This window comes from Rhizobium alarense, assembly GCF_021555155.1.
GTDB lineage: Bacteria > Pseudomonadota > Alphaproteobacteria > Rhizobiales > Rhizobiaceae > Rhizobium_D > Rhizobium_D alarense.
The window spans coordinates 1-23,498 of the sequence record NZ_JAKGBU010000081.1 but is presented as its reverse complement, the minus strand read 5'-3'; the positions used below and the strand labels follow the sequence as shown (position 1 = coordinate 23,498).

The following is a 23,498-nucleotide window of genomic DNA, read 5'->3' as shown; positions in this document are numbered from 1 at the left end:
GCAGGTTTTCGTCTTGGCAGAGGCGATTGGCGAAGGGCATACTCCTCGCTACGTCCGAGCCGATCGCCTCTGATCCAGGCGGAAAGATGCCCTTCGGGTTGGCTCCAGATAGACGCGACACGCCTTAGGGCGGCACCCCGCAGAATCGAAAGAGCCGGCACTCCGAAAAGCGCCGGCTCCCGCGTTGGTCCGGACCGGAGCGCTCCGCGCCGGCCACCGTGCTGTGGTGTCAGGCGCCGATCGCGGCTGCGACGGCCTCCACGGCCGCTGCCGCCTGGGCACCGTCCGGGCCGCCGGCCTGGGCCATGTCCGGCCGGCCGCCGCCGCCCTTGCCGCCGAGCGCGGCGGATGCGATCCGCACCAGATCGACCGCGCTGAGGCGCGCCGTCAGATCGTCGGTCACCGCCACGACGGCGCTCGCCTTGCCGTCGCCGGAAACGCCGACAAAGGCGACGACGCCGGAGCCGAGGTTCTTCTTGCCCTCGTCGGCGAGGCCCTTCAGGTCCTTGGGTTCGACGCCGCTCACCACCTTGCCGAGGAACTTCAGGCCGGCGACCTCGCGCACGGCCTCGGCACCGTCGGACGCGCCGCCGCCGAGCGCCAGCTTCTTCTTCGCCTCGGAAAGCTCGCGCTCGAGCTTGCGGCGTTCGTCGATGAGCGACTCGACGCGGCCGAGCACCTCGCCCGGCTGCACCTTCAGCGCCGCGGCAAGCGTCTTCACCCGCTCGTCCTGTTCGGCGAGATAGGCAAGCGCCGCCTCGCCGGTGACGGCCTCCAGACGGCGCACGCCGGCGCCGACGGCGCTTTCCGACAGCACGCGCACGAGGCCGATATTGCCGGTCGCCGCGACATGCGTTCCACCGCAGAGTTCGACGGAATAGGGCTTGCCGGCCTTCGAACCGCGGATGCCCTCACCCATCGAGACGACACGCACCTCGTCGCCGTATTTCTCGCCGAACAGCGCCATCGCGCCCTCGGCGATCGCGTCGTCGACACTCATCAGGCGGGTCGTGACGGGCGCGTTCTGCACGATGATCTCGTTCGCCATCTCCTCGACGCGCTTCAGTTCTTCCGCCGTCATGGGCTTGGGATGCGACACGTCGAAGCGCAGCCGCTCGGGCGCGACGAGCGAGCCCTTCTGCGCCACATGGGTGCCAAGCACCTCGCGCAGCGCCTCGTGCAGCAGGTGGGTCGCCGAATGGTTGGCGCGCAGCCGCGAACGGCGCGCGTGGTCGACGGTGAGCGCCGCCGCGTCGCCGACGGCGAGCGTGCCCTCCTCGACGCGGCACGCATGGACGAAAAGACCCTCGCCCTTCTTCTGGGTGTCGGTGACGGCGAGCCGCGCGCGATCGGTGACGATCACGCCCGTGTCGCCCATCTGGCCGCCGGACTCGCCGTAGAACGGCGTCTGGTTGACGACGACCTCCACCCTGTCGCCGGCCGCGGCCTTGTCCGCAGCGGCGCCGTCGCGGACGATCGCCTGCACGACGCCTTCCGCCGTCTCGGTGTCGTAGCCGAGGAATTCGCTCGCCCCATGCTTTTCCCTGAGCTCGAACCAGATCGTCTCGGCCGCCTTGTCGCCGGAGCCGGCCCAGCTCGCGCGGGCCTCGGCCTTCTGGCGCTGCATCGCATCGTTGAAACCGGTCAGGTCGACGCCGATGCCGCGGCCGCGCAGCGCGTCCTGCGTCAGGTCCAGCGGGAAACCATAGGTGTCGTAGAGCTTGAAGGCGGTCTCGCCGTCGAGCGTGTCGCCCTTGTCGAGGGTCGCGGTCGCGTCGGACAGCAGCGACAGGCCGCGCTCCAGCGTCTTGCGGAAGCGCGTTTCCTCGAGCTTCAGCGTCTCGGAAATCAGCGCCTCGGCGCGGGCGAGTTCGGGATAGGCGCGGCCCATCTCGGCGACCAGCGTCGGCAGCAGCCGCCACATCAGCGGATCGTGCGCGCCGAGCAACTGCGCGTGGCGCATGGCGCGGCGCATGATGCGGCGCAGCACGTAGCCGCGGCCCTCGTTCGAGGGCAGCACGCCGTCGGCGATCAGGAAGGCCGAGGAGCGCAGGTGGTCGGCGATGACCCGGTGGCTGGCGCGCCGATCGCCCTCGGCCGGAACGCCCGTCGCCTCGACCGAGGCGGCAATCAGCGCCCGGAACAGATCGATGTCGTAGTTGTCATGTTTGCCCTGCAGCAGCGCGGCGACGCGCTCGAGGCCCATGCCCGTGTCGATCGACGGGCGCGGCAGCGCGACGCGCTCCTCCTTCGTGACCTGCTCGAACTGCATGAAGACGAGGTTCCAGATCTCGATGAAGCGGTCGCCGTCCTCGTCCGGCGAGCCGGGCGGGCCGCCCCAGATATGGTCGCCGTGGTCGTAGAATATCTCCGAACAGGGGCCGCAGGGGCCGGTATCGCCCATCGCCCAGAAATTGTCGCTGGTCGGAATGCGGATGATGCGGTCGTCCGAGAGGCCGGCGATCTTCTTCCAGAGGTCGAAGGCCTGATCGTCCGTGTGGTAGACGGTGACGAGCAGCCGCTTCGCGTCGATGCCGAACTCCTTGGTGATCAGGGTCCAGGCAAGCTCGATGGCGCGCTCCTTGAAATAGTCGCCGAACGAGAAGTTGCCGAGCATCTCGAAGAAGGTGTGATGGCGCGCCGTATAGCCGACATTGTCGAGGTCGTTGTGCTTGCCGCCGGCACGCACGCATTTCTGCGCCGTCACCGCCGTCGAATAGGGCCGCTGTTCGAGGCCGGTGAAGACGTTCTTGAACTGCACCATGCCGGCATTGGTGAACATCAGCGTCGGGTCGTTGCGCGGCACCAGCGGGCTCGACGGCACGACCTCGTGGCCGTTCCTGCGGAAATAGTCGAGAAATGTCGACCGGATTTCATTCACGCCGCTCATGATACGCCCTTCACATCCCTGCCCTGGTGCCGGGCATCGCGCTCCGGCCGCCGTCGTTCCGATCCGCCGTGCCACGCCGGCACGGCCGTCCCCCTGCCGCCGCTTCGCCCCGAAAGGCCGCGGCCGGCATCGTTGCCGCCCGGACACGGCAAATCCCTGTCCGAACCGTGAAAACCCATGGCTTTTATCGTCCGCCCCCTGCCCTGTCCAGCGCCGAAACGCCGACAACGAAAACCGGCCCGGCGCGAGTGCGCGGGCCGGCCGGAACAGGCCTTGCGAAAGGGACCGGGACCGCTCAGGCCTCGGCGGCGTCGTCCCCGTCGTTCGGGTCGGGACCGCCGTTTTCCAGGAAGCGGTCGGCGATCAGCCCGGCATTCTGGCGAAGCGCCATCTCGATCTCGCGCGCCGTGTCCGGATTGTCGCGCAGGAACAGTTTGGCGTTCTCGCGGCCCTGGCCGAGGCGCTGGCTGTTGTAGGAGAACCAGGCGCCGGACTTCTCCACGATGCCGGCCTTGACGCCGAGGTCGACGAGCTCGCCGGTCTTCGACACGCCCTCGCCATACATGATGTCGAACTCGACCTGCTTGAAGGGCGGCGCCATCTTGTTCTTGACGACCTTGACGCGCGTCTGGTTGCCGATCACCTCGTCGCGCTCCTTGACGGAGCCGATGCGGCGGATGTCGAGGCGGACGGAGGCGTAGAACTTGAGCGCGTTGCCGCCCGTCGTCGTTTCCGGCGAACCGAACATGACGCCGATCTTCATGCGGATCTGGTTGATGAAGATCACCATGCAGTTCGACTTGGAGATCGACGCCGTCAGCTTGCGCAGCGCCTGGCTCATCAGGCGGGCCTGCAGGCCGGGCAGGCTGTCGCCCATCTCGCCCTCGATTTCGGCCCGCGGCGTCAGCGCCGCGACCGAGTCGATGACGAGCACGTCGATCGCGCCGGAGCGCACCAGCGTGTCGGTGATCTCAAGCGCCTGCTCGCCGGTATCGGGCTGCGAGATCAGCAGATTTTCGAGGTCGACGCCGAGCTTGCGGGCATAGACCGGATCGAGCGCGTGCTCCGCGTCCACGAAGGCGCAGATGCCGCCCTTCTTCTGCGCCTCGGCGATGGTCTGCAGCGCCAGCGTCGTCTTGCCGGAGCTTTCCGGCCCGTAAATCTCGATGATGCGCCCCCGCGGCAAGCCGCCGACGCCGAGCGCGATGTCGAGGCTGAGCGACCCCGTCGGGATCGTCTCGATCTCCACGACGCTGTCCTTCGAGCCGAGCTTCATGATCGAGCCCTTGCCGAAGGAGCGCTCGATCTGGGAGAGTGCCGCCTCGAGTGCCTTGCTTTTGTCCACGGATTTATCCTCTACGAGCCGCAAAGAGTTTTGTGCCATCTGATCCACCTTTAGGTTATTGAAGCAAGACAGGCAATCGACCCGCCGATGAACAGTATGTACACTTTTTGTTCTCATTCCGCAAGAGCCCATCATCCTTATGAAAAAACTGATCAAATGACGGCGTGTTCTTTTTTCGTTTCGCCGGGGACCATTGTCGGGGCCGATCCGTGCGCGCCGGCCGCCCGAACTCGAATCGGACGCGCCGTCCGCGGCGGGCCGGCATGAGCGGCAAGCGCATCCTGGCCCTGGGCGGCGCGCATGTCGACCGGCGCGGCCGCATAACCGGCGAGACCCGTCCCGGCGCGAGCAATCCGGGCTCCTGGTTCGTCGAGGCCGGCGGCGGCACCTTCAACTGCGCGCGCAATCTGGCCCGCCTCGGCCATGCGGTGCGGCTCGTCTCGCCGCGCGGCGCCGACGAGGCGGCCGCGCTGGTCGAGCGCGCGGCGGTCGACGCCGGCGTCGAGGACACGCCCTTCGTCTTCCTCGACCGCGCGACGCCGAGCTACACGGCGATCCTCGAGGCGAACGGCGATCTGGTCATCGCCCTTGCCGACATGGACCTCTACCGCTTCTTCACGCCGCGGCGGCTGCGCCAGCGGGCGGTGCGGGAGGCGATCGCCGCCGCCGACCTGCTGCTGACGGACGCCAACCTGCCGGAAGAGACCGTCGCGGCCATCGCGGCGGCGGCCGCCGCGGCAGGCGTCCCGGCCGTCGCGATCGGCATCTCGCCGGCAAAGGTCGTCCGCCTGCGCCCGGCCCTCGCCGGGCTCGATCACGTCTTCATGAACGAGGCGGAGGCGCGCACGCTGGCCGGCCACGCCGCCGAACGGCCCGAGGACTGGCCGGAGCTGCTCCGCGCCGCCGGTCTGTCCGGCGGCGTCGTGACGCGCGGCGCCCGGGCGGCCGTCGCTTTCGACGCCGGCGGAACCGCGCTGGTCGAGCCGCCGGCGCTCGCGACGGTCGCCGACGTCACCGGCGCCGGCGATGCGCTTGCCGCCGGTTTTCTCGCCGCCCGGCTGGCCGGCGTTCCGCTCGGCGAGGCGCTGCGCCGGGGTGTCGCCGCCGCCGCCCTCACCGTCGTCTCGCCCCATGCCGTCTGCGACAGCATGGACGCCGGCGAGATCGACCGGCTTTTGCCTCTTGTGCCTCAGGCCCGATTGCTGCCATGAGAGCCGCAAGCACGGCAGCCCTGCGGGGCGCACCGCAAAGGAAGGACCAGCCATGACCCGAGCCGCCTCGCCCCTCTTGCCGATGGCCTATTCCGACGAGGTCGCCGCCGCCAAGGCGCGCGACGCGCCGATCGTCGCGCTCGAATCGACGATCATCACCCACGGCATGCCCTATCCCGGCAACCTCGACATGGCGCGCAGCGTCGAGCGCATCATCCGCGATCAGGGCGCCGTGCCGGCGACCATCGCGGTGCTCGACGGCGTGCTGCAGATCGGCCTCGACAGCGCAAAGCTCGAGGCTCTGGCGCAGACCAAGGGCGCCATGAAGCTGTCGCGCGCCGACCTCGCCTTCGCGATCGCCGAGCGGCGCACGGGTGCGACGACGGTTGCCGCGACGATGATCGCCGCCGCCCGCGCCGGCATCCGCGTCTTCGCCACCGGCGGCATCGGCGGCGTGCATCGCGGCGCCGAGGACAGCTTCGACGTCTCCGCCGATCTCGACGAGCTGTCGCGCACCGCCGTCATCGTCGTCTGCGCCGGCGCCAAGGCGATCCTCGACATCCCGAAGACGCTGGAGGTGCTGGAGACGCGCGGCGTGCCGGTCGTCACCTATGACAGCCCGGCATTCCCCGCCTTCTGGTCGCGCGATTCGGGCCTGAAGAGCCCGCTGATGCTGAACAGCCCGGCAGCGATCGCCAATTTCCAGTGGGTGCGCGACCAGCTCGGCGTCGACGGCGGCATGCTGATCGCCAATCCCGTGCCGGAGGAAAACGAGATCCCGCGCCAGGAAATGGAGATCTACATCCGCCGCGCCCTCGACAATGCCGAGCGCGACGAGGTGAGCGGCAAGGCCGTGACGCCCTATCTGCTCGACAGCCTTTTCCGGCTGACCGACGGGCGCAGCCTCGCGACGAACATCGCGCTCGTCGAGAACAATGCCCGGCTCGCCGCCGAGATCGCGGTGGCGATGGCGGACTGAGCGGCCACCTCAGCCGCGGGACGAAAGGCGCGGCTTGAGACCGAGACCGGGTTTCCGACCGGATTCCGCGCATTGGCGAAGACGTAGCCTTCGGCGCGCTGCAGCGGCCCGAAGGCCAGCCCGTCCGCCGCCGCGCGGGCGCAGAATCCTTCGACATCCGCGACATCGAACACGAGCTTGACCGTCGACTGCCCGGCGCGCTGTCCGCGCGCCGCCGCATGCAGCATGAGCGTGCAGCCGCCGGCCGGATCGACGATGCGGTCACCCGCCTCCCGCCGGACCTCGTATCCGAAATGGCGCCGGTAGAAGCCCGCGACCGCCTCGACGTCGCGGACATAGAGCAGCAGACGGTTCAGGCGCAAAGGCGGTCCTCCATGATCGAACGCCGGTCCGGGCTCCTGTCTGCCGGAATATCCGCCGGCCGCTGCGCGGGACACGCCGCGATCAGGTGTCCAGCATCTCCTTCACCGCCTCGGCGAGCTGCTTCAGCGAGAAGGGTTTCGGCAGGAAGCCGAACTTGGCATCGGCCGGCAGGTTGCGCGCAAAGGCATCCTCGGCATAGCCCGAGACGAAGATGAACTTCAGGTCCGGATAGGTTTTCCGCAGCTCGGTCAAAAGCGTCGGCCCGTCCATCTCCGGCATCACCACGTCGGAGACGACGATGTCGACGGCGCCGCCGAGTTCCTCCATCACCTCGAGCGCCTCGACGCCGGAGCCCGCCTCGTGCACGGTGTAGCCGCGCGTCTCGAGCATGCGCTTGCCGCCGCGCCGCACCGCCTCCTCGTCCTCGACGAGCAGGACGACGGCCGAGCCGCCGGTCAGGTCGCGCGGCTCCTTGTCGGGCGCAGCACCATTGGCCGCCGCAACGGGCAGCGTCCCCGCCGCGGCCGTTTCAGCCGATTCCCCGCCCTGCACCAACGGCGCCGGCTCCTCGACATGGCGCGGCATCAGGATACGGAAGGTCGTACCCTTGCCCACCTCGGACGTGACGAAGATGTAGCCGCCGGACTGCTTGACGATGCCATAGACCATGGAAAGGCCGAGGCCCGTCCCCTTGCCGACCTCCTTGGTGGTGAAGAAGGGCTCGAAGATCTTGTCGACGATCTCCGGCGCGATGCCGGTGCCCTCGTCGATCACCTCGATCTGCACGTAGTCGCCGTCCGGCAGCTCGCGGTAGTTCAGGGCACTGGCCTCTTCGGCCGGCAGGTTGCGCGTGCGGAAGGTGATGGTGCCGCCTCCGGGCATCGCGTCGCGGGCGTTGACGGCGAGGTTGATCAGCACCTGCTCGAACTGGCCGAGATCGGTCCTCACGGGCCAGAGGTCGCGGCCGTAGTCGATGTCGATCTTGACGTTGGTGCCCGTCATGCGGTCGACCAGCATGCGCAGGTCGCCGACGACATCGGTCATGTTGAGCACCGTCGGGCGCATCGTCTGCTTGCGCGAGAAGGCGAGAAGCTGGCGCACCAGCACCGCGGCGCGGTTGGCGTTGCGCTTGATCTCCATCAGGTCCGCAAAGCTCGCGTCGGAGGGCCGCGCCGAGAGCAGCAGGTGGTCGGAGGACAAAAGGATCGCCGTCAGCACGTTGTTGAAGTCGTGCGCGATGCCGCCGGCGAGCGTACCGACCGCATTCATCTTCTGCGTCTGCGCCATCTGCGTCTCGAGCGCCTTCTGCTCGGTGATCTCGACGGCATAGACGATGGCGCCCTCCTCGGGCGCCTCGTCGCTCTGGTCGATCACCGCATTGACGTAGAAACGGAAATGCCGGCCGTCGTCGGTCGGGTGCAGCGAATCGATCGGCGCGATGTCGCCCTGCCGGTCGCGCGCCGCGTCGAGGGCGGCGGCAAGCCGCATCCGGTCGGTCTCGTGCATGATGCGATCGATCGTGACGCCGCGGTCGATGTCGTCGCGGGAAACGACGCCCGAAAAGAGTTTCAGGAACGGCGCGTTGGTGCGCAGGATGCGCCCCTCGCCGTTCACCGAGGCGATCGCCATCGGCGTGTTGTTGAAGAAGCGCGTGAAGCGCATCGACGCGACCGAAGCCGATTCGTCGCGCGTGTCATCCGGATCGCGGGCGAGCACGATCGTCCGGCTCTCCCCCGGCGCCCCGTCGCGCATCGAGGTCACACGATGCACCATGCGCACCGGCAGGCTCTGGCCGTTCGACTTGCGCAGATCGAGGTCGAGCACCTCCGTCTTCTTGAGACCCGGCTCCGCCTGCACCGACTGCACCAGCGCCAGCCCCTCGCCGGCCACCAGATCGGCAATCGACAGCGATCCCGGCTGGAACTTCGTCAGGTCCATGCCGAGCCATTCGGCGAGCGTCGCGTTGACGTAGAAGATCTCGCCCTTGCGGCCGGCCGAGAAGAAGCCGGCCGGGGCGTGGTCGAGATAGTCGATGGCGTTCTGCAATTCCTTGAAGAAGCGCTCCTGGTCGTCGCGTTCCGAGGTTATGTCGGCGAGCTGCCAGACATAGAGGGCCTCGCCGCCCTTGTCCTGCGTCGGCAGCAGCCGCGCCTTCAGACGGTACCAGTGCGCCCCGGAGCCGCTGGCGGACTGGCTGTTCAGCGGCTTCAGCAGGCGGAACTCCTCGGCTCCCTCCTTGGCCTCGTGCAGGCCGTTGGTCAGCCGGTAGACGGCCTCGGTCGCCTCGCGGTTACGCGACAGCAGCGTCTCCAGCGCAAGTGCTCCCGCCTCGCCCTCGGCGCCCGTCAGCGCGGCATAGGCAGCGTTTGCATAGATGATGCGCCCCTTCCGGTCGGTGACGAGCGTGCCGTCGCGCTGGGTGTCGATATAGCGCCGCGCAAGTTCGTCCGAGTGCGACTGCGGCATGACCTCGATGAAGCCGATCATCGCCGAGACGAGGAAGAAGATCCCCACCATGGCGAGCACGCCGAGGATGCCGAGCACAATTTCGTTGTCGAGCTGGTGCTTGAAGAGGATGAAGGCCCCGGCCGAGGCGACCAGCACGACGGCAAGCAGGATGATGCGGAGCACCACGCCGGGCCGCGTGCCCTTGTCCACCACCGGCATCTGGTAGTCGTCCGCCTGGCGCATTCTCGTCATCGGTCCCTCGTTCGCCCCCGCGCAACGGGCTCCGGGTGCGCGTAAGGGCCTCCCGGCAAGAATCATGTTTAGCCCCGCGAGGGAAGCTCAAAAAGGCCCGGAAGAAAAGCCGCGGACGCCTATTCACAGGGAATTGCCGCACCCCGTTCCTTCCGCTTGCGATGCGCGCCTCCGGCGCCTATGCAGGTTCCGTTGGACAATCCGGCGCCAATCCTTGCTGGGGCCTGAAAAATGCCGTCAATTGCCGCGATAAACTGCGCAGGAGTGTGATGCATGCTTGAAGACACCATCGCCCAGCACGGTTCGAAATTCATCATAGCGGCCGTCGTGGTCCTGCTCGGGCTTGCGTGCCTGGCGCTCGTGTTCTGGATCCTGCGCAACCGTCCCTCTTCGCCCTTCGTGCGTGGCGGCCGCAACCGCCAGCCGCGCCTCGCCGTGCTCGACGCGGCGGCGATCGACACGCGCCGCCGCCTCGTGCTGGTGCGCCGCGACGACGTCGAACACCTGCTGATGATCGGCGGGCCGAGCGACATCGTCGTCGAAAGCCGCATCGTCGGCGCGACCGTCGTTCCCGTGGAAGACGTCCAGGCGGCGGCCGCCGCGACCGAACGCGCCAGGCCGACGACGCCGGCTGCCTCGCCGCCTGTCGCCGCGCCGCCGGCACCGGTGCGCGACGTGCCCCCGCCGGTCGCCGTCGCGCAGGCGCCGGCCGAACGCGTCTCCTCGATGGGCCAGGTGCTCTACGGCGGCGGCGAAGCCCGGCGCGACGAGACGCCGTCCGGCAACCGCGGCGCGACAGGTGCCGGCATCCAGCCCGTCCGCGCCGCCGGGCAGCAGCCCCAGGTCCTTCCGTCCCGCGGTATCCAGCCGCAGGCCGGGCTGTCCGCGCCGATCGAGCGGCCCGTTGCCGCGCAGCAGCCGGAACGCGCGGCGCAGGCGGCGGCAGATGCCCTGGACCAGGCCCGCCAGCGCGTGATCGCGACACCCGCGAGCGACCGGCTGCAGGCTGCCGCGGTTCCGGCGGAGCGCAACGCCTCGGTGCCGGACAATCCGGCCCTCGTCAGCGAGTTCGAGCGCATTCTCGAGGCGGAGATTTCCGCAAATGCCGCCGCGGCGCGGTCGCCTGCGAACACGACCGCTGCCGGCACGGCAAGCTCGCTTGCATCGAAGAGCCGGGAGGAAACCGAGGCCGAAATGGCCCGCCTGCTCGGCGAGATCGCCGCCAGCCGCAAGGCCTGACGCAGGGCGCCCAGTCGCAGCACGCTGCGCCACGAGAATGTCCGCGAGAACATCGATCCATAAAAAACCCGCCCGAAAAAGATCGGGCGGGTTCGCCATTCCAGTCGCAAGCCATTGCGCGCCGCCGCCCCCTCGCGGACGGGCAGTGCCGGCTCCCGAAGCGTCACTCGTCGCGATAGACCTTCTCGCGGCGCTCGTGACGCTCCTGCGCCTCGATCGACAGCGTCGCGATCGGACGCGCATCGAGCCGTCTCAGTCCGATCGGCTCGCCCGTCTCCTCGCAATAGCCGTAGGTGCCCTCGTCCAGCCGCTGCAGCGCCGCATCAATCTTGGAGATCAGCTTGCGCTGGCGGTCACGGGCCCGAAGTTCGATCGCCCGGTCGGTTTCGGAAGAAGCCCGGTCCGCGAGGTCCGGGTGGTTGGCGCTTTCTTCCGCCAGGTGGTCGAGAGTTTCGCGCGCCTCGCGCAGAATGTCATTTTTCCAGGCGTTCAGTTTCGCTCGAAAATAAGCCCGCTGGTTGGCACTCATAAATTCCTCGTCCTCGTTGAGGACGAAAGTACTAAGATCGATCTTCTCACTCAACGCGATTCTCCTGAAGAACATCTCAAGGGCCGCTGTATATCCCTCCGCACCTGCCGATTCAAGTCGGAGGAAATTCACGCACGGCTTTTTTACCCTGCCCAAAATTCAACCTAACCGACTAATATTTCACCAAAATTACAAACGACCGCCCAGGGAGGCCATGCCGCAACCGGCCGCAGGCGCATGATGGCGCGACGGCGGCGGGCAAAACGCCGGCACCGGGCCGCGTCCATTGGCAGCATCCTGCAGGAGCAAGCTTACACAAGGCTTGCGTTGCGTTCCAAAACCGGTTGATCTTTGTCGCGCCGGGCGACAGAAGGAACCTCCGGCGAAACGTAGGCCGTGGGAGACATCACTTGCCAGCGACCGAAAAGCCCGCTTTCAGACTGTTCCTGCTCCGTCATGCCCGCGCCGCCTGGGCACAGCCCGGCGGCAATGACTTCGACCGGCCGCTCGACGACGAGGGCTATGCCGAGGCCGAGGCGATCGCCGAGGAGATGGCCGACCAGGGCTACCGGCCGGAACTCGTCCTTTCCTCGACCGCCGTGCGCTGCCGCGAGACCGCAGAACCGCTGCGCCGGACACTCGGCGAGGAACTCGACCTGAACTATGTCGACTCGCTCTACAGCGGCCCGACGTCCAGCTACGCGGAGATCGCCTTCGCGCCGCGCGTGTCGGCGTCCGTCATGCTCGTGGGGCACAATCCGATGGTCGAGGAGTTCTTCCACCGCATTCTCGGCACGTCGATCGCCGAAACTGCGGCCCCGTTCGGCTACCCGACCGCCGGGCTCGCCGTCCTCGATTTCGACAGCCGCCCGACGGACGATCGTTTCGAGGGGGCGCGGCTCTCCTGCTTCATCACGCCGCGAACCGCGTCGTGACACTGCGCTTTTTTCGCCGCGCAAAGCACCTATATCCGAACCCTACGCCTCCACCGACCGGGAAAGAGCCTTGCCGCCGAAACTGACCAGCCTCGCCGACGATGCCCTGATCGCCTTCGACAACATCGCCGACCGCGCGGCCGGTCTCGTCAATCCGTCGCTGCGGCTCGGCGTCACCGGCCTTTCGCGCGCCGGCAAGACGGTGTTCATCTCCTCGCTCGTGCACAATCTCCTGAACGGCGGCCGCCTGCCGCTGTTCGAGGCCATGCGCTCCGGCCGCGTCTCGCGCACGAAGCTCGAGCCGCAGCCCGACGACGCCGTCCCCCGCTTCCAGTACGAGGAGCACATCCGCGCGCTGGTGCGCGATCGCGTCTGGCCGGATTCCACCCGCGCGATCTCGCAGCTGCGGCTCTCCATCGACTACGAGAGCGCCAGCGGCTGGGGCCGGCTGCTGTCGCCGGGACGGCTGTCCATCGACATCGTCGACTATCCCGGCGAGTGGCTGCTCGACCTGCCGCTGCTGGCGCAGGACTACCGGCAGTTCAGCGCCGCGACCGTGTCGCTGGCGCAGGAGGGTGTACGCGCCTCGCTTTCGGCCGACTGGCTGGCGCTCGCGCGCGCCTTCGATCCGAGAGCCGAGGCGAGCGAGGCGGGGGCCGCGGAACTCGCCCGCGCCTTCACGGCCTATCTCAAGGCCTGCAAGTCCGACGAGCGCTCGCTGTCGACGCTGCCGCCCGGCCGCTTCCTCATGCCGGGCGACCTGGAAGGTTCGCCGGCGCTGACCTTCGCGCCGTTTCCCGGCCTGCCCGAAGGCCGGGCGCCGAAGGGCTCGCTGCTCGCCATGATGGAGCGGCGCTACGAGGCCTACAAGACCCATGTGGTCAAACCCTTCTTCCGCGAGCATTTCGCAAGGCTCGACCGCCAGATCGTGCTGATCGACGCGCTACAGGCGGTCAACCGCGGCAGCGAAGCCGTGCACGACCTCGAACGGGCGCTCGGCGACGTCATGGCCTGCTTTCGTCCCGGCACGAGCAATTTCCTGACCGCGTTCCTGACGCGGCGCATCGACCGCGTGCTGATCGCCGCCACGAAGGCCGATCATCTGCACCACGAGAGTCATGATCGCCTGGAGCGGCTGACCCGCCGCCTCGTCGACCGGGCCGTGGAGCGCATCGGCATGAGCGGCGCCGACATCGAGGTGATGGCGCTCGCCTCCGTACGGGCGACCCGCGAAGCGAACGTGCGCCATGACGGGCACGACCTGCCCGTCATCGTCGGAACACCGATGCAGGGCGAGAAAATCAATGGCGAGACCTTCGACGGCACACGAAAAACCGCTATATTTCCCGGAGACTTGCCGGCGGATCCGGAATCACTTTTTCAAGCGGTCGACTCCCGGTCGGACGACGTGCTGCTGCCGGAGCTGAACTTCGTGCGCTTCCGCCCGCCGGCGATCGAGGAAACGGGCGGCGGGCTGAAGCTGTCCGTGCCGCACATCCGCCTCGACCGCGCCCTGCACTATCTGATCGGAGACCGGCTGGCATGAACGAAGGCCCGAAGAAAGACGGCCGCAGGCCCGCATCCTTCACCGTCGCCGCCGAGGAAAAGGCGAGCTCTGTGCCGGGCGTGCGGGCACCGCGCCATTTCGACGCGCCGGTGACGCTGACGCCGGACGCAGACGACCCGTTCATCGAGACGACCGCCGCAGGCGATGCGCTGGCTCCCTCCCCCGAAGCGGCGCCGCGGCCCCGTCGGCTGACGGCCGGCAAGATCGCCGCGGCCGCCTTCGGACTGCTCTTCTCGATGGCCTTCGGCCTCTGGCTCGACGGCCTCGTGCGCGATCTTTTTGCGCGCGAGGACTGGCTCGGCTATGCGGCGCTCGGCCTGATCGCCGTCGGCGCCGCCGCTCTTGCGGCGCTTGCGCTGCGCGAACTGGTCGGCCTCGGCCGGCTCGCCGCCGTTCAGCACCTGAAGGAGGAAGCGCGGCAGGCGGCGCTCTCGTCGTCTCCGGCCCCGGCGCGCAAGGTGGTCGCCCGCCTCGTCGACCTCGTCGCCGCCCGTCCGCAGACGGCGCGCGGCCGGGCGCGGCTTGCCGAGACGAAGGACGAGATCATCGATGCGCCGCATCTGCTCGAGCTTGCCGAGCGCGAGCTGCTCGCGCCGCTCGACCGGCAGGCCCGCGCGCTGATCCTCGCGTCCGCCAAGCGCGTCTCCATCGTCACCGCGGTCAGCCCCCGCGCCCTCGTCGACCTCGGTTATGTCGTCTACGAGAGCAGCCGCCTCATCCGCGCCATGGCCGAACTCTACGGCGGCCGTCCCGGCAAGATCGGCCTGCTGCGGCTGATGCGCGACGTGATCGCCCATCTCGCCGTCACCGGCTCGATCGCCGTCGGCGACAGTCTCGTGCAGCAGGTGCTCGGCCACGGCCTTGCCTCGAAACTCTCCGCACGGCTCGGCGAAGGCGTCATCAACGGCCTGATGACGGCGCGAATCGGCATCGCCGCGATGGATCTCTGCCGGCCGCTCCCCTTCGTCGCGGTCAAGCGGCCGGGCGTCGGCGACTTCCTTGCCGACCTGACGCCGGCGGCGTTCAGGAGCCGCACGCCCGACGGGGCGTGACACATCTGCAACGCCGGGCGAAAGCTGCCGGAAATCGGAAGCGGGGATGGCGGACGGACGCTCGCTGAAACCCTCCGTTAACCATTCTGACGCAATGCTTGCCGCCATATCACGACCAGCCCGTCAAGGATCGTTCATGTTCTCGCGCACCTCTTTGATCGCCCGCGCCGCCGCAGCGGCTTGCCTCGCCGCCCTCTCCGCTGCCGCGCCCTCCGCCGATGCCGGCACGCGCGACAAGGCCTTCTTCGAGCGGGTCGCCGGCACCTGGCAGGGTCCGGGCGAGATCGTTGCCGGCAAGTACAAGGGCACGAAATTCAACTGCACGCTGGCCGGCGACCCGCTTGCCGCGAGCGAAACCGGCATCACGCTCGACGGCCAGTGCCGGGTCGGCGTCTTCACGCAGCCGATGTCGGCAACGATCACCCGGTCGGGCGCCGGCTACAAGGGCAAGTTCCTCGACGGCGCGAACGGCAAGGGCCTCGACGTGACCGGCGGCAAGGTCAGCGACGGCAAGATGGTCGTCAGCATCACCCGGCAGAGGCTGAACGGCGCGCTCGTCGCCCGGCTGCAGAACGACAGGACGATGAACATCACCATCTCCGTCAAGGTTGCCGACCAGATGGTGCCGGTGATCGGCATGTCGCTCAACCGCAAGGTCGATGCGGTCGCCGTCGGCTCGATCGACTGACGCCAAAGGTCCGCGGCAAGCCTCAGCCTGTCGCAGCCGGCCGTCGCCACCAGCCGGCATCGCCGTCCGCCACTTCAATTCCCGTGAGATCGGCCGTCTCCAGCCATTGCGAGACGGTCTTTCCGTCGACGAGCATCGCCGGCGCGACGTCGGCGAGCGGCATCAGCACGAAGCCGCGCTCCGTCATGCGCGGATGCGGCAGTTCGAGCCGCCCGCCGTGCTGCGCGACATCGCCGTAGGTCAGCACGTCGATGTCGATGGTGCGCGGCCCCCAGCGTTCGATCCGCTCCCGCTTCATCCGCCGTTCGATGGAAAGGCAGGCATCCAGAAGATCCTCCGGCCCAATCTGCGTTTCCACGAGCGCGCAGGCATTGAAGAACCAGTCCTGGTCGGTCTTGCCCCAGGGCGGCGTGCGGTAGAGCCGCGAGACGGCGCTGACGCGGCAGCCCCCCAGCGCATCCAGGAGACGCAGCGCCTCGGCCATCGAGCCGACCGGATCGCCGACATTGCCGCCAAGCCCGAGGGAGGCGGTCTGCGGACCGGGGTCAGACGGCATGGTCGACCGTGACCTGGACATAGTCGAGCACGCCGGCCACCGGCGCGTTCGGCTTGCGCACGGAGATGCGCGCGCGCCGGATCTGCGGGAAGCGTTCGCAGAGCTTGAGGGCGATCTCCTGGGCGATCGCCTCGATGAGGTAGCGTCGCCGGCCGGTGACGATCGCCTCGATCTCCTGGAAAGCGACGCCGTAATCGACGGTGGACTCGATCGAATCGTCGGCGAGCGGCTTCAGCGGCACCACGTCGAGCACCGCGTCGACGAAGAAGCGCTGGCCCAGGAACTCCTCGGCGTCGTGCAGCCCGTGGCGCGCGAAGAAGGCGCAATTCTTGAGGGTTATCGTGTAGCTCGTCGTCATTGTCCTCGTCCTGTCTTCGCCGGCCGGTTCAGGCCTTTGCCCCACGCGCCGCGAGCATAGCATCTGCCATCAGAAGGGCGTCCCGGTTGATTGCGACATCGTGCACGCGGAACACGGCCGCCCCGGCGTTTCTGAGAAGCGCCGTCGTCGCCGCCGTGCCGGCATCGCGTCCGGCCGCCTCCCGCCCCGTCACGGCGCCGATGAAGCGCTTGCGCGAGGTGCCGGCGAGGATCGGTCGCCCGAAGCGCCAAAGCTCGCCGAAACGGGCCATCAGCGCGAGGTTCTCGTCCGTATCCTTGGCAAAGCCGAAACCGGGGTCGAGCACGATGCGCTCGTCCGCGACGCCGGCCTCCCGCGCGATTTCCAGCGAGCGATCGAGAAACCGGACCTGGTCGGCGATGACGTCGGCGAGCTTCACGCGGTCGCGGCCCGTATGCATGATGCAGAGACCGGCCCCGGTCTCCGCCGCCACCCTGGCGATTGCCGGTTCGCGCTGCAGCCCGTGCACGTCGTTGACGATGTGGGCGCCCGCCGCAACCGCAAGGCGGGCTGTCTCGGCGCGGTAGGTGTCGACGGAAAGGATCAGGCCGCCCTGCCGCGCCAGCGCCTCGATCACCGGCAGCACACGGTCCTGCTCCTCGGCCGCGGATACGGCGGCGACGCCCGGCGCGGTCGATTCGCCGCCGATATCCACGATGTCGGCGCCTGCCTCGCGACAGGCGATCGCCCGCGCGACCGCCGCCTCGACCCGGTCGTAGAGACCACCGTCGGAAAAGGAATCCGGCGTGACGTTGACGATCGCCATGATCCGCCCGACGGGGCCGAGCTCGAGGCACGCGCCGTGCGCCAGCCGCCAGATGAAGGGATCGAAGGGAGAAAACATGGGCCTTCCGCGGCGGTTTACCGAAACCGGAATTTGCTGTTGCGCTCGCAGAGCCTATGCCCCAAGCTTGCGACGATGGCAACCGGCGCGCCGTTGGCTTCGCCGTGCGGACGCGGCCCCGCCCGGCGGCGGAGCGGCCGGGGCAGCGAAACGGACATGAGACGGAAGCGCGGCACATGAACCTGAAGACGATGCTGATCGCTGTCTTTCTCGCCGCCGTCGTCACGCCGGTCGAAGCGGACACGATCGCCACGAAGAGCTTTTCCTACTTCGCCGTCGGCGGCAAGACGGCCGCCGAACTCGACAAGGAACTCGACCGGCGCGGCCCGATCATGAAGAGCACCGGCGCGCGCCATCCGGGCGCCACCCGCATCAAGTTCGGCGGCTCCGTCACCTATGTGCGGCACGGCAAGGGCTGCGCCGTCGGCGAAGCCAGCATCACGGTCTCGACCAACATCATTCTGCCGCGCTGGAAGCACCGCCGCAGCGCGAATGCCTCGCTGGCCCTGATCTGGGACACGCTGGCGCGCGACATCAAGCGGCACGAGGAGCGCCACGCCGAGATCGCCCGCAACCACGCCCGCGATCTGGAACGCAGCCTCAAGGCTCTGCGCCCCGACAGGGACTGCGAACGCATGCAGGCCCGCGTCGACCGCGCCACCGCGGACGCCGTCGAGGCACATGACAAGGATCAGGCGCGTTTCGACACGGTCGAGGCGAAGAATTTCAACGCCCGCATGTTGCGGCTGCTCGCCTATCGCCTCGAACAGGCGAAGTAACCCCGCCAGCCCTGCCTGCCCCGGCCGCTTCCTGCTTCGGATAGCGCCGTCGAAACGGCCGTGCCCGCCGAAGGCAACGCCAAGTGCATCCGGCCGTATCCGCGCAAAGGTTGCCGACCGGTTAAGACCTTGCGCGCATCGGCTGAGTGGCGGCGGAAAAACAGATAAAATGACTGGTGAATTCTAGCGATGGCGCGCTTCGGTGAATCATTCTAATCTGCATTCAACAGTTCGACGGAAGATGATTTTTCCGGTTCACAGTAAAAATTCTCAGTTTGCAACAGGTTCTCCTGGCGCGTCTTCTGTGCAGCAGGTGTTTTCCTCCCTCTCCTGCTTGCGATGCGCCCTCTTTGCCTCGCCCGTCCCAAAGACCGGCGAGGCATTTTTTTGCCAATCCGCAGGCCGGCGTCGCCGCAGGCGTCGTGGTCACTTTGCGCCGGCCTATCCGAATCCCGCAACCATCGACATCGGCATTCGCTAATTTAAGCGGCCATTAACCGAGGCAGCGAACCATCCGGCTTGCAGGGGCTGGAGAGGTCGGGCGGGAGGGCGCCTGACGGAACCGTCGCCCCTGGCGGCGGCCTGTGCGGCTGCCGGTCCGGCAAGGGAGGCCACTCCGCTCCCGCCGGTTCAAGACCTTCGGCGGAATGACTCGCGCTGACAGATATTCCATCGCCGGACCCGCTATGAGCGGGGCCCGCGCGACAACGGGAAGACATGGCAGGGCCGCTCCGGTCTCGAAGGCGGAGCACTCGCCGGCATCGGTCGAAAGCCGGCTGCTTCGGTCTTCTCATCGGGAGATGATCGGGAAATGTCCGTGCAGCCAAAGCCGTCTGTCAAGTCAGCGCTGTCCGTCGAGAAGTATATCCGGTCCATCAGCCGGCACTATATCGGCGCGACGGTCGTCATGACGCTCCTCATCGGGGCGACCTATTCGACGATCACCATCGCGCTCGACCGTCATTCGCTGCAGCAGGACATCAGCTTCCTCACCGGCCGGCAATTCATCCGCTTCCAGCAGCTTGCGAACCTGACGCGGGCGCTGATGCGCGCCTCGGCCGATGAAAAGCTGCCGGAGTACATCCTGACGACCATGGTCAAGGACGTCGATGCGGCAATCCGCGACGTCCGCACGATGACGACCCGGATCGCGGCTTTGCAGGAGGACATCGATCGCAATCTCCTGGAGAAGCTTCATCCGCGGGCAACGGTCTCCGTCCAGCTCTACACGGATCTCAACACGCGGCTCGACGATTTCCTTCGCCGCGCCTCGCACATTGCCAGCATCGGCCTGAAGGAGCGCCAGCAGCGCTATTCCTTCTGGGGACCGATCGATTTCGCCGTGTCGTCCGACAGCATCATCATGCGGCAGTTCGCCGAGCTCATCGAACAGGTGCATGACCGCAGCGCGGCGAGCATCGGAAATGCCCGCCTGATCGGTGCCGCGCTGCTCGCCGTGCTCGTGGCCATACTGGTCCTCGCCAGTTCGTTGCTGTTCATGCCGCTGTTGCGGAAACTGCGCAGCGAGCATCGCCGCACGATGGATTTCGAGGGCAAGCTCTCCCACCTCGCCCATACGGACGCACTGACCGGGCTCGACAACCGTTCGTCCTACAATTTCGCGCTCGCGGCGATGCTGTCGCGCGCGGAGGCCGACGGCAGCCCGTTCTCCCTGCTGCTGATCGATCTCGACCGCTTCAAGAGCATCAACGACAGTTTCGGACACCCGGTCGGCGACGCCGTGCTGCGCCATGTCGCCGGTGCGCTCCAGAGGGTGGTCCGCCCGGGGGATGTCGCGGCGCGGCTCGGCGGCGACGAGTTCGCGGTGCTGCTTCCGGGCATCGCGGACACGGCGACGCTCCAGTCGATCGCCGATCGCGCCGTCGAGGCGATCGCCTCGGATTTTCTCGCCGACGGCCGCACGGTCCAGGTGTCCGCCAGCGTGGGCGGCGCCGTCGTGCCCGTCCATGCCACCGACGAGGCGACGCTCATCCGGGTCGCAGACCTCGCGCTCTATGCGGCGAAGGGCGCGCGCAACGCCGCCGTGATCTTCGACGAGGCGGCGCTTGCCCAGCGGCTGGAGCAGAACCAGCTCCGCCTGGCCCTCGCCCTGGCCGTCGACCGCGAGGAGTTCGTGGTGCATTACCAGCCGAAGGTGGACCTCGCGACGGGGCGCCACATGGGATTCGAGGCGCTTGTCCGCTGGCAGCATCCGGAACTCGGCCTGCTGCCGCCCGGCCGTTTCCTGCCGTTGATGGAGGGATCGCATCTCATGCGCGGCATGACGCGCGCCGTCACGACGATCGTCGGCCGCGACCTGCGGACCTGGAAGGACGCCGGCCTGTCGCCGGGCACGGTCGCGGTCAATTTTCCGGAGGTTCTTCTCGTCGGCTCCGACGGTTGTGAAATGCTCGCGCAGATCGTCGCGGAGAACCATCTCGAGTGGCGTGATTTCGCCGTCGAGATGACCGAGGACGTGTTCCTCAACCGGAATGCGGACAAGATCCTTGAGACGGTGACCTGGTTGCGCGAGCGCGGCGTGTCGGTCTCGCTCGACGATTTCGGCACGGGCTTCGCGTCGCTGGTGCATCTGCGGGATTTCCCCTTCGACGAGCTCAAAATCGACCGCAGCTTCGTGAGCGCCATCGGCGTCGATACGCGCTCCGAGCAGATTCTGCGCGCCATGGTCGATCTTTCCCGCAATCTCGGAAAGCGGTGCGTCGCCGAAGGGATCGAGACCGAGCGCCAGCGCCGCTTTCTGCTGGAGGCGGGATGCGAGGTCGGCCAGGGTTACCTTTTTGCCAAACCGGAGCCCGCCGCCGCGGCCGCCCGGCGCCTGCCGTCCGCCGTTGCGACGGTCGATCGCCGGGAAGAGGCCGCCGTCTGGTCGGTCGCGCGGCGCGCCGCGCGGCAGCGCTGAACAACACTAGGCTGGAGAACTGAGAATGAGACGAACGACACTGCGCACATGTCTTCTGGCGACTTTGATCGCCGCCGCCACGGCGCCGCGCGCGGACGCCGATCCGGGAAAGGTGGTCGACGTCGTGCATTTCTGGGTATCGCACAGCGAATCCGCCGCCCTCGATGTCTTCCGCAAGGCGTGGAAAGCAGCCGGCAATCAATGGGCCGACATGCCGGCGGAAAACAAGGTGGCGGTGCAGCGGGCCGTCAGCGACCGCATCGCCAACGGCTATGCGCCGGCCGTCATGCAGTGGAACGCCAACGAAGGATCGCGTGAGCTTCCAGAAATGGGGATCGTGCTGGACATCGACGAGGTCGCCCGCTCGGACCGCTGGAGCGATGTCCTGCCCGCAGCGGTGCTCGACCGCATCTCGTACAACGAAAAGGTCTATTTCGCTCCGGCCGGCATCCACGCGGAGAACTGGCTCTGGACCAACCGGGCATTGTTCGCGGCGGCCGGCCTGCCGCTGCCGCAAAGCTGGGACGACATCTTCGCCGCGGCCGCAAAGATCAAGGCGGCGGGCCGCCTGCCCTTCGCGCTTGGCGGCGGAGGCTGGGAGATATCCCTGATTTTCAACAATATTCTTTATGACAAGCTCGGTCCGGAGAGCTATGCCCGGATCATCAGCGGCGATGCAAGTGCCGTGATGGACCCGCGGGTGCGCGACGCGCTCGCCGTGCTCCGGCGCATCTCGCTCTATGCCGAACCGCGCTCCGCACGACAGGGCAAGACGTGGGCGGACGCGACGGCCGCCGTCGGCAGCGGCGCGGCTGCAATGCAGTTCATGGGCGACTGGGCCAAGGGCGAACTGGTCGCGCGCGGCTACTCCGCCGACACGGACTTCGACTGCAACCTGGCACCGGGCACGGAGATCGCCTATTTCATGGTGATCGATGCTTTCGCCTTTCCGCTGACCAACCGCGACGACGCGGCCAATGCGCAGCGGGCCTTCGCCCGCATGCTGCTTGACCGCGACAACCAGGTCGCCTTCAGCCGCATCAAGGGATCCCTTCCTGTCAGGACGGACGTCAATCCGGCCGGGCTGGACCATTGCGGGCAGCTCGGCCTGAAGATGATCGCGCAGAACAGCCAGGTCAGCGCCCAGTCCATGGCCATGCCGTCCCAGATGTCCGAGGGCTGGATCGCGGTGCTGGCGGAGTTCTTCGACGACCACACCCTCTTGCCGGATGCCGCCCAGCAGCGGCTGGTCAAGGTGGTCTCGGAGGGATGACCGGCGACCGTCGACGAACCTCTGCACCGGGCGTCGTCACGCCGCCATGCGCTGCGGACCGGCAGACAGGCGTCAGTCGGGACGCTCCGCGCGTCCCGAACCGGATGCCGTCGTATAGAGCGGCGGGCGGCGGACCCCTGTGATGCGATGGCGCACCGACTGTGTCATCAGTGCCGCCTCGTGGAAGCCGCACAGGATGAGCTTCAGCTTGCCCGGATAGTCGGCGGCGTCGCCGATGGCATAGACGCCTTCCACAGACGTTTCCAGGCTCCGGGGGTCGACCGTCAGTCCGAAACGGCCGCGCGCCAGCGGCCAGTCGCCGGCCGGCCCGGCGGCAAGCGACGCCAGCCTCGGGTCGCCGGAGGCCCCGTCCGGGGTGAAGCTGCCGAGGCCGGATGCGACGACGACGATGCGCGAGCGGACCGCCGTGCCGCCCTGCAGATGTGTCGAGAAGCCACCGCCGGGCTCCGCGGAGAAGCTGTCCGCTCTCTCGCGCAGCATGAAGCGGGGCGCGAAGGGCGCCGCCTGGCGAAGCAGCGCTTCGATCAGCGCGTCGCCGGTCGTCTCGGGAAAGCCCGGAACGTCGAGGATCGGCTTGTCGGGATAGAGCGCCGCGCACTGGCCGCCGGGTCTGTCGAGACTGTCGACGAGCAGGCAGCGCAGCTTGTAGAGCCCGAGCTGGAAGACGGCATAAAGCGCCGCGGATCCGCAGCCGACGATGACGACGTCGGCGTCCGCCGCCCGGGGCGGCACGTCCGACGGCTCAGGCCTGTCGCTCGGGCACATGCACCACGAGACCGTCGAACGCGTCGTTCATCTTGATCTGACAGGACAGCCGCGACGTGGGGCGCACGTCATAGGCGAAGTCGAGCATGTCCTCCTCCATCGCCTCCGGCGGTCCCACCGTCTCGCTCCAGGCCTCGTCCACATAGACGTGACAGGTGGCGCAGGCGCAGGCGCCGCCGCATTCCGCCTCAATGCCGGGGATCGCGTTGCGCACGGCGTTCTCCATGACGGTCGAGCCGTTGGCGACGTCGAGGTCATGGCGCGCTCCGTCGAAGGCAACGATGGTGAGTTTGGTCATGGTCAGGTCCCGGATCGATGTGGCTGCACGGCTGCCGACGAGCTTGCGGCAGCGCTGGAGGGTGTCGGAAGGCGCCGCTTCCGGCGGTTTCTTCCAACAATTCCAAACTACAGTCAACATCGGTCGCGCCGCGCCCGGGGTGCGGGC

At 67.9% G+C, this 23,498-nt stretch carries 19 protein-coding genes and 1 pseudogene; 10 read left to right on the top strand and 10 right to left on the bottom strand.

The genetic code is table 11. The annotated features are described in order from the left end of the window. Window positions 1–229: 229 nt before the first annotated feature. Both alaS and recA read right to left on the bottom strand, forming a co-directional pair. Entirely contained in the window at window positions 230–2,890 is a 2,661-nt protein-coding gene (gene alaS / locus LXM94_RS20835) for an alanine--tRNA ligase (protein ID WP_235773388.1), read from the bottom strand. A gap of 295 nt (window positions 2,891–3,185) precedes the next feature. Continuing rightward, entirely contained in the window at window positions 3,186–4,274 is a 1,089-nt protein-coding gene (gene recA, locus LXM94_RS20830) for a recombinase RecA (protein WP_235773387.1), read from the bottom strand. Window positions 4,275–4,498: 224 nt separating this feature from the next. On the opposite strand from recA, the gene LXM94_RS20825 reads away from it, so the two are divergent. After that, window positions 4,499–5,446 carry a carbohydrate kinase family protein gene (locus LXM94_RS20825; protein WP_235773386.1) on the top strand — a complete coding sequence of 316 codons (948 nt, stop codon included), beginning with the start codon at window positions 4,499–4,501 and terminating at the stop codon, window positions 5,444–5,446. A gap of 52 nt (window positions 5,447–5,498) precedes the next feature. Further along, window positions 5,499–6,425 carry a pseudouridine-5'-phosphate glycosidase gene (locus LXM94_RS20820; protein ID WP_235773385.1) on the top strand — a complete coding sequence of 309 codons (927 nt, stop codon included), beginning with the start codon at window positions 5,499–5,501 and terminating at the stop codon, window positions 6,423–6,425. A gap of 20 nt (window positions 6,426–6,445) precedes the next feature. On the opposite strand, the pseudogene LXM94_RS20815 reads toward LXM94_RS20820, so the two are convergent. Together LXM94_RS20815 and cckA are read right to left on the bottom strand one after the other, a co-directional pair. Continuing rightward, window positions 6,446–6,787 (bottom strand): annotated as a pseudogene (locus tag LXM94_RS20815) (VOC family protein); the annotation flags it as partial. 82 nt (window positions 6,788–6,869) lie between these two features. Continuing rightward, window positions 6,870–9,488, bottom strand: a complete 2,619-nt coding sequence (gene cckA, locus LXM94_RS20810) for a cell cycle histidine kinase CckA (RefSeq protein WP_235773384.1) — start codon at window positions 9,486–9,488, stop codon at window positions 6,870–6,872. Between the two features lie 273 nt (window positions 9,489–9,761). Here cckA and LXM94_RS20805 point away from each other — a divergent pair, with 273 nt between their 5' ends. Continuing rightward, window positions 9,762–10,727: a flagellar biosynthetic protein FliO gene (locus LXM94_RS20805; RefSeq protein ID WP_235773383.1), complete on the top strand. Its 966-nt coding sequence runs from the start codon at window positions 9,762–9,764 to the stop codon at window positions 10,725–10,727. 163 nt (window positions 10,728–10,890) lie between these two features. On the opposite strand, the gene dksA is transcribed toward LXM94_RS20805, so the two are convergent. Continuing rightward, complete coding sequence (gene dksA, locus LXM94_RS20800; protein ID WP_235773382.1) at window positions 10,891–11,310, bottom strand: RNA polymerase-binding protein DksA; 420 nt, start codon at window positions 11,308–11,310, stop codon at window positions 10,891–10,893. A gap of 356 nt (window positions 11,311–11,666) precedes the next feature. Here dksA and LXM94_RS20795 point away from each other — a divergent pair, with 356 nt between their 5' ends. The 4 genes from LXM94_RS20795 (at window position 11,667) to LXM94_RS20780 (ending at window position 15,498) form a co-directional block, all read left to right on the top strand. Beyond that, window positions 11,667–12,191, top strand: coding sequence for a SixA phosphatase family protein (locus tag LXM94_RS20795; RefSeq protein WP_235773381.1), 525 nt, complete (start codon window positions 11,667–11,669; stop codon window positions 12,189–12,191). A gap of 70 nt (window positions 12,192–12,261) precedes the next feature. Next, window positions 12,262–13,737 (top strand): YcjX family GTP-binding protein, encoded by a 1,476-nt coding sequence (locus LXM94_RS20790; RefSeq protein ID WP_235773380.1) that lies wholly within the window; start codon window positions 12,262–12,264, stop codon window positions 13,735–13,737. Beyond that, window positions 13,734–14,810, top strand: a complete 1,077-nt coding sequence (locus tag LXM94_RS20785) for a YcjF family protein (RefSeq protein ID WP_235773379.1) — start codon at window positions 13,734–13,736, stop codon at window positions 14,808–14,810. Before LXM94_RS20790 ends, LXM94_RS20785 begins: the two co-directional genes overlap by 4 nt. 136 nt (window positions 14,811–14,946) lie before the next feature. Further along, window positions 14,947–15,498: a hypothetical protein gene (locus tag LXM94_RS20780; protein WP_235773378.1), complete on the top strand. Its 552-nt coding sequence runs from the start codon at window positions 14,947–14,949 to the stop codon at window positions 15,496–15,498. A 22-nt stretch (window positions 15,499–15,520) separates the two neighbouring features. Here LXM94_RS20780 and folK read toward each other — a convergent pair whose 3' ends face one another. Genes folK through folP form a run of 3 tightly spaced genes read right to left on the bottom strand, consistent with a single transcriptional unit; the run spans window position 15,521 to window position 17,295 of the window. Then, window positions 15,521–16,054: a 2-amino-4-hydroxy-6-hydroxymethyldihydropteridine diphosphokinase gene (gene folK, locus LXM94_RS20775; RefSeq protein WP_235773377.1), complete on the bottom strand. Its 534-nt coding sequence runs from the start codon at window positions 16,052–16,054 to the stop codon at window positions 15,521–15,523. Further along, the gene (folB, locus tag LXM94_RS20770) at window positions 16,044–16,412 is read right to left on the bottom strand and encodes a dihydroneopterin aldolase (protein ID WP_235773376.1); all 369 of its coding nucleotides are present in this window, start codon (window positions 16,410–16,412) and stop codon (window positions 16,044–16,046) included. The genes folK and folB overlap by 11 nt, the downstream gene beginning before the upstream one ends. Window positions 16,413–16,440: 28 nt before the next feature. Then, window positions 16,441–17,295, bottom strand: coding sequence for a dihydropteroate synthase (folP, locus tag LXM94_RS20765; RefSeq protein WP_235773375.1), 855 nt, complete (start codon window positions 17,293–17,295; stop codon window positions 16,441–16,443). 176 nt (window positions 17,296–17,471) lie between these two features. Between folP and LXM94_RS20760 the strand changes: the two genes are divergently transcribed. The 3 genes from LXM94_RS20760 to LXM94_RS20750 all read left to right on the top strand — a co-directional run bounded on the left by LXM94_RS20760 (window position 17,472) and on the right by LXM94_RS20750 (window position 22,267). Then, window positions 17,472–18,074, top strand: coding sequence for a DUF922 domain-containing Zn-dependent protease (locus tag LXM94_RS20760; RefSeq protein WP_408015671.1), 603 nt, complete (start codon window positions 17,472–17,474; stop codon window positions 18,072–18,074). 811 nt (window positions 18,075–18,885) lie between these two features. Further along, complete coding sequence (locus LXM94_RS20755) at window positions 18,886–20,994, top strand: putative bifunctional diguanylate cyclase/phosphodiesterase (protein ID WP_235773374.1); 2,109 nt, start codon at window positions 18,886–18,888, stop codon at window positions 20,992–20,994. A gap of 25 nt (window positions 20,995–21,019) precedes the next feature. Next, the gene (locus tag LXM94_RS20750) at window positions 21,020–22,267 is read left to right on the top strand and encodes an ABC transporter substrate-binding protein (protein ID WP_235773373.1); all 1,248 of its coding nucleotides are present in this window, start codon (window positions 21,020–21,022) and stop codon (window positions 22,265–22,267) included. A gap of 72 nt (window positions 22,268–22,339) precedes the next feature. Here the strand turns inward: LXM94_RS20750 and LXM94_RS20745 are convergent, their stop codons facing one another. After that, window positions 22,340–23,020, bottom strand: coding sequence for an NAD(P)/FAD-dependent oxidoreductase (locus LXM94_RS20745; RefSeq protein ID WP_235773372.1), 681 nt, complete (start codon window positions 23,018–23,020; stop codon window positions 22,340–22,342). A 10-nt stretch (window positions 23,021–23,030) separates the two neighbouring features. Further along, on the bottom strand, window positions 23,031–23,351 hold the full coding sequence (locus LXM94_RS20740; protein WP_235773371.1) for a 2Fe-2S iron-sulfur cluster-binding protein: 321 nt from the start codon (window positions 23,349–23,351) through the stop codon (window positions 23,031–23,033). Window positions 23,352–23,498: the final 147 nt, after the last annotated feature.